Here is a 13,360-nt window from a genome sequence, read left to right on the forward strand (position 1 = left end):
GTCCGCCGTCCGTTCCGCACGCCCCGCACCCCGTCCCCACGGGACCGGCCCGACGCCGGCCCCGCGGCACCCCGCACCCTCGCACCGCCCGCCCCGCACCCCACCCACACACCGGAGGGCACCATGAGCACCCCCGTCATCCAGGCGGACCACCTGCGCAAGACGTACGGCAGCACCGTCGCCGTCGCCGACGTCAGCCTCACCGTCCAGCGCGGCGAGATCTACGGCGTCCTCGGCCGCAACGGCGCCGGCAAGACCACGACCGTCGAGATGATCGCCGGCCTGCGCCGGCCCGACGCGGGCACCGTCCGCGTCCTCGGCCTCGACCCCACCCGCGACGCCGCCGCGCTGCACGAGCGCGTCGGCCTCCAGCTGCAGGAGAGCGCGCTGCCCGACCGGCTCCGCGTGCGGGAGGCGCTCGACCTGTACGCGTCGTTCTACGCCGACCCGGCCGACCCGGCGGACCTGCTCGGCCTGCTGGGCATGACGGCCAAGGCGGGCACGGCGTTCAAGGACCTGTCCGGCGGGCAGAAGCAGCGCCTGTCGGTCGCGCTCGCGCTCGTCGGCCGGCCGCAGCTGGCGATCCTCGACGAGCTCACCACCGGCCTCGACCCGCACGCGCGGCGCGAGACGTGGGCCGTCGTCGAGGCGATCCGCGACTCCGGCGTGACGATCGTGCTGGTCACGCACCTCATGGAGGAGGCGGAGCGGCTCTGCGACCGCATCGCCCTCATCGCGTCCGGCCGCGTCAGCGCGGTCGGCACCCCCGACGAGATCGTCGCGCTGGCGCACGGCGAGCAGGTGCTGCGGGTGCGGCCCGACGGCCGCGTGGCCGACGACGTCCTGCTCGGCGCGCTCGCGGGCGTGCCGGGCGTGCGGGACGCGTCCGTCGCCGACCGCACGCTCGTCGTCCGCGGCGGCGGGACGCTCGTGCAGGACGTGCTGGTCGCCCTCGACCGGCACGGCGTGCGCACGTCCGACGTCCGCCTCGACCGAGCCTCGCTCGAGGACGCGTTCGTCTCCCTCACCGGCGACGGGTCCGACACCCCCGCCGACGCCCGTGCCACCGTCCCCGCGTCCACCTCGGAGGTGTGACATGACCACCACGACCCCCACCCGGCCGGCCCCCCGCGGTCCTGCCGTCCTGGCCCGCATGACCGCCGTCGAGGCGAGGCTCCTCGTGCGCGACCCGTCCGTGCTGTTCTTCGCGCTGGTCTTCCCGGTGCTGCTGCTCACGGTCCTCGGGCTGGTGATGCCGTGGGCGGACGAGCCGTACGACGCCGAGGACCCGCTGCTGTCGCAGATCACGGCGATCACCGGGTACACCTCGATCGTCCTGAGCCTCGCGGTGGCGACGGTCGCGCTGTCCACCTACCCCTCGACGATCGCCGCCTACCGCCAGCGCGGCGTGCTGCGCCGTCTCTCGACCACCCCGGTCGGCCCGGCCCGCCTGCTGACGGCGCAGGTCCTGGTGAACCTCGGCGTCCTCGTCGTCGCGGCCGCGCTCGCGGTGACCTCGGGCGTGCTCGTGCTCGACATCTCCCTGCCGGAGAACCCGCTGCTCGTGGTCGCGGTCTTCGCCCTGGCCGTGCTCGCGACCTTCGGTCTCGGCTCGGTCGTCGCGGCGCTCGCCCCGACGGCGGCAGCGGCCAACGGCTGGGGCATGCTCCTGTACTTCGTGTCCCTCTTCTTCGCGGGCGTCTGGCTGCCGATGCCGACGATGCCGCAGGTCGTGCAGGACATCGCGCAGTACACCCCGCTCGGCGCGGCGTCCCAGGCGATGACCGCGGCCTGGGCCGGGCAGCCGTTCCCGACCACGCAGGTCGTCGTCATGGTGGCCTGGGCGCTCGTCGCGACGCCCGTCGCCGCGAAGCTGTTCCGCTGGTCCTGACCCCTCCCCGCCGCCGGCTTCGCCGTCGGCACCCCGACCGGCGCGGGCCGGGCCGCACGACGCCGTCGGAGGGACGGCGCCGGACGGCCCGGCCCGTCGTCGTGCGGGTGGGCGCGCTCCCACCAGTTCGTCCCGCGAATCGTTTAGCGACCTAGCCGCCCGTGCCGCACCTCACGAGAGTGAGCCGCGTCCAGACCGCCGGACCCGGGTGCACCGAGGCGCCCGCCCCGACGGTCCGTTCCTTCGTGCACCGCACCGGCCCGCGCACCCGCGCGCGCCGGGACACCGGGGACCCCGCACCGACGCGCGCGCCCCGGACGCCGAGAAAGGTACGGAAACGATGTCCTCATCCACCCGACGGCGTGCCGTCAGAGCGGCCTGGGCCGTCCTGACCGCCACGTCGCTCGTGGGCATCGCGGGCGCCCAGTCCGCGATCGCCCTGTCGGGCACGGCCGCGCCGGCCGCCCCCGTCGCCGCGGCCGCCGCGCCGGCCGACTCCGAGTACGCGCAGCGCTTCCTCGAGCAGTACGAGAAGATCAAGGACCCGGCCAACGGGTACTTCAGCCCGCAGGGCATCCCGTACCACGCGGTCGAGACCCTCATGGTCGAGGCGCCGGACCACGGTCACATGACGACGTCCGAGGCCTACAGCTACTGGCTGTGGCTCGAGGCGCTGTACGGCCAGCACACGGGTGAGTGGGCCCCGCTGAACGAGGCGTGGGACACCATGGAGAGGTACATGATCCCGCAGTCGGCCGACCAGCCGACCACCTCGTTCTACGACCCCAGCAAGCCCGCGACCTACGCCGCGGAGTACAACCACCCGAGCCAGTACCCGTCGCAGCTGAACACGAGCGGCACCGTCGGCGTCGACCCGATCGCGAACGAGCTGAAGTCGACCTACGGCACGTCGGACATCTACCAGATGCACTGGCTCGCGGACGTCGACAACGTCTACGGCTTCGGCAACGCGCCCGGCGCCGGCTGCCAGCTCGGCCCGTCGCACGAGGGCGTCTCGCTCATCAACACGTTCCAGCGCGGCCCGCAGGAGTCGGTCTGGGAGACCATCCCGCAGCCCACCTGCGACGACTTCACGTTCGGCGGCCGGAACGGCTTCCTCGACATCTTCACCGGCGACGCGCAGTACGCGAAGCAGTGGAAGTACACGTCGGCGTCCGACGCCGACGCGCGCGCCGTCGAGGCCGTCTACTGGGCCAACAAGTGGGCGACCGAGCAGGGCAAGGCGGCGCAGGTCGCCGGGACGGTCGCGAAGGCCGCCAAGCTCGGTGACTACCTGCGCTACACGCTGTTCGACAAGTACTTCAAGCAGATCGGCTGCACCTCGCCGTCGTGCCCCGCCGGCTCCGGCCGGACGAGCGCGCACTACCTGCTGTCCTGGTACATGGCGTGGGGCGGCGCGCAGGACGCGTCGGCCGGCTGGGCGTGGCGCATCAGCTCCTCGCACGCGCACTTCGGCTACCAGAACCCGTTCGCGGCGTGGGCGCTGTCCAACGACCCGAAGCTGACCCCCCGGTCGCCCACGGCGAAGGACGACTGGACCAAGGCGATGGACCGCCAGCTCGAGTTCTACACCTGGCTGCAGTCGTCCAACGGCCCGATCGCCGGCGGTGCCACGAACAGCTGGGACGGTGCCTACGCGCAGCCCCCGGCCGGCACCCCGACGTTCTACGGCATGGGCTACACCGAGGCGCCCGTCTACCACGACCCGCCGTCGAACCAGTGGTTCGGCATGCAGGCCTGGGGCGTGCAGCGCGTCGCCGAGCTGTACTACGAGACGGGCAACGCCAAGGCCAAGCGGGTCCTGGACAAGTGGGTCCCGTGGGTCGTCGCGAACATCAAGGTCGACGGCTCCGACTGGTCCGTCCCGAGCGAGCTCACGTGGTCGGGCAAGCCCGACACGTGGAACGCGGCGAACCCCGGTGCGAACGCCGGTCTCACCGTCACGCTGAAGAGCTCCGGCCAGGACGTCGGCGTCGCCGGCGACACCGCCCGCGCGCTCCTCTTCTACGCCGCCCGCTCGGGCGACACCGCCTCGCGCGACAAGGCCAAGGCGCTCCTCGACGCGATCTGGGAGCACAACCAGGACGCCCTCGGCGTCGCGGCGCCCGAGACGCGCGGGGACTACCAGCGCTTCGACGACACCTACGTGGCCGGCGGCAACGGCGTGTACGTGCCGTCGTCGTTCTCGGGCACCATGCCCAACGGCGACGTCATCAAGCCGGGCGTCTCCTTCCTCGACATCCGGTCCTTCTACAAGCAGGACCCGCAGTGGTCGAAGGTCGAGACCGCGCTGCGCACGGGCGTGAACCCCACGTTCACGTACCACCGCTTCTGGTCGCAGACGGCCATCGCCGGCGCGCTCTCCGACTACGCGCGCCTGTTCGAGGGCGGCACGACGCCGACCCCGACGCCCACGCCCACGGTGACGCCGACCCCGACGGTCACCCCCACGCCGACGGTGACGCCGACCCCCACGGTCACGCCGACCCCGACGCAGAACCCGGCCGGGACCTGCGCGGTCCGCTACACCAGCAACGGCTGGAACACGGGCTTCACGGCCTCGGTGCGGATCACCAACACCGGCACGTCGGCCCTCAGCGGGTGGACGCTCCGGTTCGACCACCAGGGCGGGCAGCGCGTGCAGCAGGGCTGGAGCGCCCAGTGGGCGCAGTCCGGCCAGACCGTGACGGCCACGAACGCGGCCTGGAACGGCACGCTCGCGCCAGGTGCCTCGGTCGAGGTCGGGTACAACGGCTCGCACACCGGCCAGAACCCGCGGCCGGCGGCGTTCACGCTGAACGGCGCCACGTGCACGGCGTCCTGACGCACGACCGCTGACGCACGACCGCTGACGCACGACCGACGGACCCCGCCACGACCCCATGCGTGGCGGTGAGGGGCCGGTCCCGGTGACCCGGGACCGGCCCTTCGTCGTGCGCGGCGGCCGGCCCGGCGCCGCGGTGGGGTAGGGCTGACCCCACCCCGCCGACGTGGGCGGGCACGGCTGTGCCGGCCCCGGGCCGGGGCCTACGTTCGACGTCATGACCGAGTCACCCGCACCGCCCGCGACGGCGACCACGCCGGGGGGCCCCGCGTGGGCCCCGGGCCACGGCCCGGCGCCGGCCGCCGCGCCCGCCGGCCCGACCGCCCGCCCTGCCGGCCGCACCGACGTCGTGCCGCTGCTCGACGACGTCCGGCTCGTCGCCCCGGCGCTGACCGGCGGGCGGGCGCTGGCCCTCGCGCCGGTCTCGGCCGCGACGTGGCGGGCCGTCGGCCAGCTCGTCGTCGCCGCCCTCTGGACGCTCGCGGTCGCGATCGTGCTGGCCACCGGCGCGGGCGTCGGGGTGTCGCTCGTCGTGCTCCTCGTCGGCCTGCCCGTCCTCGTGCTCACCCTCGTGCTGGCGCGGGCGTACGGCCGCGCCGAGCGCGCCCGCCTCGGCGCGCAGCTCGGTGCCGTCGTGCCCGACCCCGCGGCACCCGTGCGCCGCCCCGGGTTCCGCGGCTGGTGGCTGCGGACCGTCGACGGCCGCGCGTGGGCGGCCGTCGCCCACGCGCTCGTCGCCGCGGCGCTCACCTGGACCGCGGTGGCGGTCGTCGCCGGCCTGGGTGCCGTCGGGCTCGTGGCCGGGGTGCAGCTCGTCGTCCCCGCCGCCCGCGCCGCGCTCCAGATCGACCCGTGGGGGTGGGCGGTCGTCGTGCTGCCGGTCGGGCTGTGGGGTGCCGCGCTCGTCGCGCAGACGGCCACGCTGCTGCAGCTGCGGATGAGCCGCGCGCTGCTCGGCGGCCGCACCCGCGCGGAGGCCGAGCAGGCCGCCCGGGCGGCGGAGGAGCGTGCGGAGGTCGCCGAGGTCCGCGCCGTCCGGCTGCGGGAGACGCGGACGGCCGCCGTCGAGGCCGCCGACGCCGAGCGCCGCCGCATCGAGCGCGACCTGCACGACGGCGCGCAGCAGCGGCTGGTGGCGCTCGGCGTGGAGCTCGGCGTCGCCCGCCGCGCCGTCGCCGGGGACCCCGAGGCCGCGGCGCGGGCGCTGGACACGGCGCACGCCGAGGTCAAGGAGGTCCTCGCCGAGCTGCGGGACCTCGTGCGCGGCGTGCACCCGGCCGTCCTCACCGACCGCGGGCTCGACGCGGCGCTGTCGGCGCTGGCGGCCCGCAGCCCCGTGCCGGTCCGCGTCGACGCCGCCGGGCTCGGCCACGGCGCCCCGGCGAGCTCGTCCGCGCAGGCCGCGGCGTACTTCGTGGTCGCGGAGGCGCTGACGAACGTCGCCAAGCACGCCGGTGCCGCGTCCGCCGCGGTGCGGGCGGACGTCGTCGGCGCCGGGGCCGGTGCCCGCCTGCGGGTGCGCGTCAGCGACGACGGCCGCGGCGGTGCCCGCGCGACGCCGGGGAGCGGGCTCGACGGCCTGCGCCGGCGCGTCGAGGCCCTCGACGGCTCCTTCGACCTGGTCAGCCCCGCCGGGGCCGGCACCGTGCTCACCGTGGAGGTGCCGTGCGCATCGTGATCGCCGAGGACTCCGTCCTCCTGCTCGAGGGGCTCACGCGCCTGCTCGTCGCCGAGGGCCACCAGGTCACCGGCCACCGCACCGCCGACGGGCTCGTCGCCGCCCTCGGCGACCCGGACGCGGACCTGCCCGACGTCGTCGTCACGGACGTCCGCATGCCGCCCACGCACACCGACGAGGGCCTGCGCGCCGCCGTGCACCTGCGCGGCCTGCACCCGCGGCTGCCGGTGCTCGTGCTCTCGCAGTACGTCGAGCAGCGGTACGCGCGCGAGCTGTTCGCCGCCGACGCCCGCGGCCTCGGCTACGTGCTCAAGGACCGCGTCGCCGACGTGGACGACTTCCTCGCCGCGCTGGCCCGCGTCGCCGCCGGCGGCACCGTGGTCGACCCCGAGGTCGTCGCCCAGGTGCTGGCCCGCAGCACCCGCTCCGCGCTCGACACCCTGACGCCACGCGAGCGCGAGGTCATGGCGCTCATGGCGGAGGGGCGGTCCAACTCCGCCATCGCCGACCGCCTCGTCGTCGGCCTGCCCGCGGTGGAGAAGCACGTGACGTCCATCCTCACCAAGCTCGACCTGCCGCCCGACTCCGACGACCACCGCCGCGTCCTCGCGGTGCTGCGGTGGCTCGAGGACGGCCCGACGAACGGAACCTCCCGATGAGCGCACCGCACGACCCCACCGGCCCGGGCGTGCCGGCCCCGGACGCCGCCACGCAGCCGCTGCCGTCCGCCGGTCCCGCGACCCTGCCGCTCCCGTCCGCGGGCGGCGACGCACCCGCCGACGCGCAGGCCCACGCCTGTCCCGCGGCCGGGGCCACCGCCGGGCCCTCCGCCGGGCGCACGGGAGGAGCGACGCCGCCGCCCGACGCGCCGGCCCCCGCGACCGCCGGCGTCGCACCGCCTGCCCCCCGACGCTCGACGGCCGGCCGCGTGCTCACCGTGGTGGGTGCCGTCCTGGGCGGCCTCGTCGTGGTGCAGCTCGCCGCGACGCTGGTGGCCGAGGCGTCCGCGCGCACCACGACGGCCGTGCAGACCTACGCAGCGGCGCCGGTCGTCGAGCTGGTCACGGACGGCGCGGTCGACGTCCGCGTGACGCCCGACGGCGACGTGCGCGTCGAGCGCACCGCGCGCACCGCGTGGCAGGACCCCGACCACGTCGTCGACGAGGCCGCCGACCGCCTCGTCGTGACCCACCGCTGCGGCTGGCGCTGGGTCGGGGTCTGCAGCACCTCGCTGGCCGTGGAGCTGCCCGCGGGCACCGACGTGGTCGTCCGCTCGAGCGACGGCGACGTGCGCGCCGAGGGCGCGGTCGGGTCGGCCACGCTGCGGACGTCGTCCGGTGCGGTCCAGGTGGTCGGCGCGCGCGGCGACGTCGTCGCGCGCACGTCCGACGGGGACGTCGCCGTGCAGGACGCGGGCGGCGCCGTCGAGGCGCGGTCGTCCTCCGGCCACGTCGACGTCGCGGACGCCGACGGCCGGGTTGTGGCGGTCACGAGCGACGGCGACGTGCGGGTGCGGCGCGCGGGCGACGAGGTCGAGGCCGTCTCGTCGTCGGGCCACGTGGAGGTCGACGGTGTGCAAGGCACGGCCGTCGCGCGCACGTCGGACGGCGACGTCCTGGTCGCGGACGTGGCGGGCGACGTGACGGCCCGGACCTCGAGCGGACGCGCCACGGTGCACGGCACGGGCGAGCCCGTCGCCCTCGAGATCTCCACGTCGTCCGGCCGCCAGACCGTCGACGCCCCGACGGACCCGTCCGCCGGCCGCCGCGTGACCGTGGTCTCGAGCGACGGCGACGTCGCCTACCTGGGCCCGCGCGACTGACGCGGGGGCCCGTGCCGGGGACGACGCAGCCCGGGGACGACGCAGCCCAGGAACGACGAAGCCCACGAACGACGAAGCCCCCGGTCGGCATCTGCCGACCGGGGGCTTCCTCGTACTGTCGGGGTGGCGGGATTCGAACCCACGACCTCTTCGTCCCGAACGAAGCGCGCTACCAAGCTGCGCCACACCCCGTGGAGCCCCATGAGAATAGCGGACGATCAGCCGTGCGACGAAACCGGCTGGTCAGCGGGCTGGGCAGCGGCTCACGCGCGGTGCGTCACGCCGGGACGAGCGTGAGCAGCGTCGCCTCCGGCCGGCATGCGAACCGCACCGGCGCGTACGGCGACGTGCCGAGGCCCGCCGACACGTGCAGCCACGACGACCCCGCGCCGCCCGGCCGGTCGGGGCGCGCGCCCGGCCACCCGTGCAGGCCCTTGGCGCGGCGCCGGTCGAGGTCGCAGTTGGTGGTCAGCGCGCCGTAGAACGGCACCGCGAGCTGGCCGCCGTGCGTGTGGCCCGCGATCGTGAGGTCCACGCCGTCGGCGTGCATGGCGTCGAGGACCCGCCGGTACGGGGCGTGCGTGACGCCGACGTGCAGGTCGACCGCGGGGGCGTCGCGCCGGTCGCTGCGCGCGCGGACGTCGTCGGCGCCGCCGGCCGCGGGGAAGCGGTCCTGGTCGAGGTGCGCGTCGTCCGTGCCGACGAGCGAGAGCCGGCGGCCGTCGACCTCGAGGACGTCCCGCCGGTTGGACAGGTCCGTCCAGCCGGCCGACGTCAGCCGCGCGACGAGCTCGCGCCACGGCAGCTCGACCGGCGGGTGCGCGGGCTTCTTCCGGGCGTCGGGCAGCAGGTACCGCACCGGGTTCTTGGGCCCGGGCGCGAGGTAGTCGTTCGAGCCGAGCACGAACGCGCCCGGCAGCGCGAGCAGCGGCTCGAGCGCGTCGAGGAGCGCCGGCATCGCGTCGAGGTGCGCCCAGTTGTCGCCCGTGTCGACGACGAGGTGCGGGTCGAGCGTCGCGAGCTCGCGCACCCAGTCGACCTTGCGGCGCTGACCGGGCGTGAGGTGTAGGTCGGACACGTGCAGGACCCGCAGCGGCGCCTGCCCCGCGGGCAGCACCGGGACGGTGACCTCGCGCAGCGTGTACCAGCGCGCCTCGACGAGCGACCACGCGACGCCGGCCACGCCGGCGAGCGCGAGCCCGCCGACGGTGCGCAGCACGGGGTGGGCGGTGGGGGAGCCGCTCACCCCGTCAGCCGTTGCCGCGGCCGTTGTTGCCCTGGCCGCCCTGCCCGCGCCCCTGCCCGTCCCCGGGACCGCCGCCCTGGCCGCCGCCCGGGAACCCGGGCTGGACCTGGCTGGGGTCGGGCGCGGGCGGCTGGCCGTTGGACAGCCGCAGCGTGACGGTCGCGCCGCGCGACGCCGAGCCCGAGGGCGACTGCTCCGCGACGGCGCCGGCCGGCACCGAGGACGCCACCTGCTCGTTCGACACCGACACCCGGAACCCGGCGCGCTGCAGGCGGTCCCGCGCGTCCTGCTCGCTGAGCCCCACCACCGACGGCACGTTGCCGCGCTCGCCGAACAGCTGGCGGTCGTTGGGCGACACGAAGCCGGGCACCTGCGCGCCGTCGAGTGTGCGGTCCATGTACCGCTTCCACGTCGGGGCGGCGATCGACGAGCCGTACGGCCCGCTGGTGTACCGCTTGCCGTTGATGGTGTGCCCGCCCATGGAGCGGAAGTTCTCGCTGAAGCCGACCCACACGGCCGTGGCGCGCAGCGGGTTGTAGCCGACGAACCAGTTGTTCTCGTTGTTCGACGTCGTGCCGGTCTTGCCGGCGGCGGTGTACGACGGCGCGCCGACCGACCGCGCGGTACCCGTCCAGACGTTGCTCAGCGCGTAGTTCATCGCGGCGGCGATCTGCGGCTCGACCGCGCCGGGCCGGCAGTCGGCGGACGGGACGGGCAGCTCCTCGCCGGCCGTGTTGACGACCGAGGTGATCGCGATCGGCTTGCAGTACGTGCCGTTCGCGGCGAAGGCGGCGTACGCGGCGGCCATCTGCAGCGGCGACGTCGACTCGGAGCCGAGGACGTTGGCCGGCGTCGCGGTGAACGGCGCGTTGCCCGGCGTGCCCCAGCGCGTCGTGGAGCTCGGGTCGCCGGCCTGCGTGACGCCGAGGTCGGCCGCGCCCTGCATGATGTCGCAGAGGTTGAGCTCCTTGGCCATGGCGACGTACGCCGAGTTCACGGAGTTGCGGGTCGCGTCGACGACGGACTGCTGGATCGCCTTGCCGCCCTCGGAGTTGCGGAACTCGTACGGCCCGACGAGGTTGATGCAGCTGTCGAACTCCCGCTGGTCGTACTTCAGGCGGGTGCCGTTGACCGTCTCCTGCAGCGCGTGCCCCTTGCGCAGCCACTCGAGCAGCGTGAACACCTTGAACGTCGACCCGGGCGCGAAGCCCTGCGAGCCGCCGTACTCGAACGACGTGTTGTAGTTGACGGCCGTCTCCTGCGAGGGCCGGTCCTTGAGGTTCGAGTAGATGCGGTTCTGCGCCATCGCGGTGATCTTGCCCGTGCCCGGCTCGACCGTGACGATCGACGACGCGACGCCCGACCCGTCCTCGACGGGGACGCCCGCCTTGACCTCCTGGTCGGCGATCGTCTGCTCGCCCGGCAGGAGCGTCGTCGTGATCTTCAGGCCGCCGCGGTAGAGCGTGTTGCTGCGGTCGCGAGCGGTCTCGCCGAACGCCGGGTCGTTGATGATCACCTTGGTGACGTAGTCGCAGAAGAAGCCCGAGCCGGGCACGACGTCGCCGGCGGCCATGCAGCCCTGCTTGAGCGGCTGCGGCCGCAGCGTGTCCTGGATGGGCGTCGCGACGCCGGCCGCGCGCTCCTCCTCGGTGATGTACTTCTCGCGCGCCATGTCGTTGAGCACCTGGTCGCGGCGCTTCTGGGACTTCGTGTACCGGGCGGCGCGCTCCTCCTCGGTCTGCTCGGGCGGGCCGACCGGGTCGAGCGCCGACGGGCTCTGCGTGATGCCGGCGATCGTCGCCGCCTCGAGGTAGGTGAGCTCCGCCGCCGACTTGCTGAAGTAGTACTGCGAGGCCGACTCGACGCCGTACACCGACGCACCGAAGGGCGCGATGTTGAGGTAGGCCTCGAGGATCTGCTCCTTGCTCATCGTCTTCTCGAGCGTGATCGCGATCTTCGCCTCGCGGAGCTTGCGGGCGACGCCCTCGGCGCCGTCGCTCTCGCGCGCGGCGTCGATGAGCGCCGCGCGCTCCTCGGGGGACTGCGCCTGCTCGGCGGCGTCGATGAAGACGTTCTTGACGTACTGCTGCGTCAGCGTGGACGCGCCCTGCGTGTCGCCCATCGCGGTCGCGATCGCGGCGCGCGCCATGCTGGCGACGTCGACGCCGGAGTGCTCGTAGAACCGCCGGTCCTCGACGGCGACGACGGCCTGCTGCATGATCGGCGCGATCGCGGCGAGCGGCACGACCACGCGGTTCTGCTGGTAGAACGTCGCGAGCAGCGTGCCGTCGGCGGCGAGGATCTCGGACTTCTCCGGCAGCGGCTGGGGGTCCAGCTCGCTGGGCAGCTCCTCGAACGCCGTCACGGACATGTCGGTGGCGCCGTTGGCCGCGGCCACGGCGGGCAGCAGCATGCCGGCGGCCAGCACGCCGCCGATGACGGCGACGAGCAGGAAGGAGACGAGCAGCGCCAGCGCCTGCACGGCGCTGACCTTGCGTCCGCGGGCGCGGGCAGGGGTCGGCATGCCTGTCAGGGTACCGGCGCCCCCTGACGGTGCCCCAGGGGCGTCCGCGGACCGCCGCCGGTCCTCCACGGGACCTGCACACGCGCTCCGCCGGGTGGCGGAAACCCGTGGACGGGTCTATCCGCGCGCGTGGCGGAGCCGCTAGCGTCCGCGGTGCGATCGGCAGGGACGGAGGTCACAGGTGACGGTGCTCGAGGTGGACGGTCACTGGACCGCACGGGCGGCGTGCGGGTCGGGCAAGCTCGCGCCCGACGCGCTCTTCGTCGAGGGATCGGCGCAGCGGGACGCGCGGGCGGTGTGCCAGGGCTGCCCCGTGCGCCTGGACTGCCTCGCGGACGCGCTCGACAGCCGGGCGGACTTCGGCGTGTGGGGCGGCATGACGGAGCGGGAGCGGCGGGCGCTGCTGCGCCGGCGGCCCGACGTGGTGTCGTGGCGGGACGAGCTCGTCGGGTCGGACCTCGCGCAGGGGATCCTGACGGCGCGGGTGTGAGCGCTCCCACCGGGCGGTGCTCCCGCGACCGTGTGCGCACCGGACGCCGCCACCGGGAGGGACCCCGCCACTAGGGTGGGGCCATGGCCACCCAGTGGGAGTACGCGACCGTTCCGCTCATCATCCACGCCACCAAGGCGATCCTCGACCAGTGGGGCGCCGACGGCTGGGAGCTCGTGACGGTCATCCAGGGCCCCGACGCGGGCCTCGTCGCCTACCTCAAGCGCCCCAAGCCGTGAGCGGTGCGGCGCGGGTGGGCGCCCGCCTCGCGGAGCTGGGGCTGACCCTGCCCGCGGTCGCGGCGCCCCTCGCGGCGTACGTGCCGGCGGTGCGCGACGGCGGCCACGTGTGGACGTCCGGGCAGCTGCCGTTCGTCGCGGGCGCCCTGCCCGCGACCGGCAAGGTCGGCGGGGACGTCACCCCGGAGGACGCCGCCGACCTGGCGCGCGTCGCCGCCCTCAACGCCCTCGCGGCCGTGGGCGACCTGCTCGCGCGGGAGGACGGCACGGACCCCGTGACCGCGCTCGACCGGGTCCGGCGCGTGGTCAAGGTCGTCGGCTTCGTCGCGAGCGACCCCGGCTTCGGCGGGCAGCCCGCCGTCGTCAACGGCGCCAGCCTGCTGCTGCACGACCTGCTCGGCGACGCCGGCGTGCACGCACGTTCCGCCGTGGGCGTCACGGTCCTGCCGATGGACTCGCCGGTCGAGGTCGAGCTGGTCGTCGCGGTCGACTGACCCGCGCGTCGCCGTCGACCGACCCGCGCGCCCGGTCCCGGGCCCGGCCCCAGGGGCGCGCCCGCGGGCCCACGCGGCCGGCGGGGGCCCGCGCGCCGCGGGGGCGCCGCGGCAGGCCGGGGTCGGTTTAA

11 protein-coding genes and 1 tRNA gene are annotated in these 13,360 nt (G+C 75.3%); 9 read left to right on the plus strand and 3 right to left on the minus strand.

Annotated features, from left to right (window positions below; translation table 11 throughout):
- Window positions 1–123 precede the first annotated feature (123 nt).
- The 6 genes from ACFUMH_RS08700 to ACFUMH_RS08725 all read left to right on the plus strand — a co-directional run bounded on the left by ACFUMH_RS08700 (window position 124) and on the right by ACFUMH_RS08725 (window position 8,236).
- The gene (locus ACFUMH_RS08700; RefSeq protein WP_378203449.1) at window positions 124–1,095 is read left to right on the plus strand and encodes an ABC transporter ATP-binding protein; all 972 of its coding nucleotides are present in this window, start codon (window positions 124–126) and stop codon (window positions 1,093–1,095) included.
- A gap of 1 nt (window position 1,096) precedes the next feature.
- Window positions 1,097–1,891, plus strand: coding sequence for an ABC transporter permease (locus ACFUMH_RS08705; RefSeq protein WP_378203452.1), 795 nt, complete (start codon window positions 1,097–1,099; stop codon window positions 1,889–1,891).
- A 340-nt stretch (window positions 1,892–2,231) separates the two neighbouring features.
- The gene (locus ACFUMH_RS08710; RefSeq protein ID WP_378203455.1) at window positions 2,232–4,736 is read left to right on the plus strand and encodes a glycoside hydrolase family 48 protein; all 2,505 of its coding nucleotides are present in this window, start codon (window positions 2,232–2,234) and stop codon (window positions 4,734–4,736) included.
- Window positions 4,737–4,953: 217 nt separating this feature from the next.
- On the plus strand, window positions 4,954–6,414 hold the full coding sequence (locus ACFUMH_RS08715) for a sensor histidine kinase (RefSeq protein ID WP_378203458.1): 1,461 nt from the start codon (window positions 4,954–4,956) through the stop codon (window positions 6,412–6,414).
- Window positions 6,402–7,073 (plus strand): LuxR C-terminal-related transcriptional regulator, encoded by a 672-nt coding sequence (locus ACFUMH_RS08720; protein WP_378203461.1) that lies wholly within the window; start codon window positions 6,402–6,404, stop codon window positions 7,071–7,073. The genes ACFUMH_RS08715 and ACFUMH_RS08720 overlap by 13 nt, the downstream gene beginning before the upstream one ends.
- Window positions 7,070–8,236, plus strand: a complete 1,167-nt coding sequence (locus tag ACFUMH_RS08725; protein WP_378203464.1) for a DUF4097 domain-containing protein — start codon at window positions 7,070–7,072, stop codon at window positions 8,234–8,236. Before ACFUMH_RS08720 ends, ACFUMH_RS08725 begins: the two co-directional genes overlap by 4 nt.
- A 118-nt stretch (window positions 8,237–8,354) precedes the next feature.
- Here the strand turns inward: ACFUMH_RS08725 and ACFUMH_RS08730 are convergent.
- From ACFUMH_RS08730 to ACFUMH_RS08740, 3 genes are all read right to left on the minus strand, one after another.
- Window positions 8,355–8,428 (minus strand) — tRNA-Pro (locus ACFUMH_RS08730).
- An 85-nt stretch (window positions 8,429–8,513) separates the two neighbouring features.
- Window positions 8,514–9,482 (minus strand): metallophosphoesterase, encoded by a 969-nt coding sequence (locus ACFUMH_RS08735; RefSeq protein ID WP_378203467.1) that lies wholly within the window; start codon window positions 9,480–9,482, stop codon window positions 8,514–8,516.
- Between the two features lie 4 nt (window positions 9,483–9,486).
- Window positions 9,487–12,006 carry a penicillin-binding protein gene (locus tag ACFUMH_RS08740; protein WP_378203470.1) on the minus strand — a complete coding sequence of 840 codons (2,520 nt, stop codon included), beginning with the start codon at window positions 12,004–12,006 and terminating at the stop codon, window positions 9,487–9,489.
- Window positions 12,007–12,193: 187 nt separating this feature from the next.
- Between ACFUMH_RS08740 and ACFUMH_RS08745 the strand changes: the two genes are divergently transcribed.
- From ACFUMH_RS08745 to ACFUMH_RS08755, 3 genes are all read left to right on the plus strand, one after another.
- On the plus strand, window positions 12,194–12,496 hold the full coding sequence (locus ACFUMH_RS08745; RefSeq protein ID WP_378203476.1) for a WhiB family transcriptional regulator: 303 nt from the start codon (window positions 12,194–12,196) through the stop codon (window positions 12,494–12,496).
- Window positions 12,497–12,579: 83 nt separating this feature from the next.
- Window positions 12,580–12,735: a DUF4177 domain-containing protein gene (locus tag ACFUMH_RS08750; protein ID WP_136517968.1), complete on the plus strand. Its 156-nt coding sequence runs from the start codon at window positions 12,580–12,582 to the stop codon at window positions 12,733–12,735.
- Window positions 12,732–13,229, plus strand: coding sequence for a RidA family protein (locus ACFUMH_RS08755; RefSeq protein WP_378203473.1), 498 nt, complete (start codon window positions 12,732–12,734; stop codon window positions 13,227–13,229). Before ACFUMH_RS08750 ends, ACFUMH_RS08755 begins: the two co-directional genes overlap by 4 nt.
- Window positions 13,230–13,360 lie beyond the last annotated feature (131 nt).

Origin of the sequence: Cellulomonas sp. NPDC057328 (genome assembly GCF_042667215.1) — a bacterium.
GTDB lineage: Bacteria > Actinomycetota > Actinomycetes > Actinomycetales > Cellulomonadaceae > Cellulomonas.

Coding starts and splice junctions, on each gene's coding strand:
- ACFUMH_RS08700 (WP_378203449.1), top strand. CDS start 124: ATGAGCACCCCCGTCATCCAGGCGGACCACCTGCGCAAGACGTACGGC.
- ACFUMH_RS08705 (WP_378203452.1), top strand. CDS start 1,097: ATGACCACCACGACCCCCACCCGGCCGGCCCCCCGCGGTCCTGCCGTC.
- ACFUMH_RS08710 (WP_378203455.1), top strand. CDS start 2,232: ATGTCCTCATCCACCCGACGGCGTGCCGTCAGAGCGGCCTGGGCCGTC.
- ACFUMH_RS08715 (WP_378203458.1), top strand. CDS start 4,954: ATGACCGAGTCACCCGCACCGCCCGCGACGGCGACCACGCCGGGGGGC.
- ACFUMH_RS08725 (WP_378203464.1), top strand. CDS start 7,070: ATGAGCGCACCGCACGACCCCACCGGCCCGGGCGTGCCGGCCCCGGAC.
- ACFUMH_RS08740 (WP_378203470.1), bottom strand. CDS start 12,006: ATGCCGACCCCTGCCCGCGCCCGCGGACGCAAGGTCAGCGCCGTGCAG.
- ACFUMH_RS08750 (WP_136517968.1), top strand. CDS start 12,580: ATGGCCACCCAGTGGGAGTACGCGACCGTTCCGCTCATCATCCACGCC.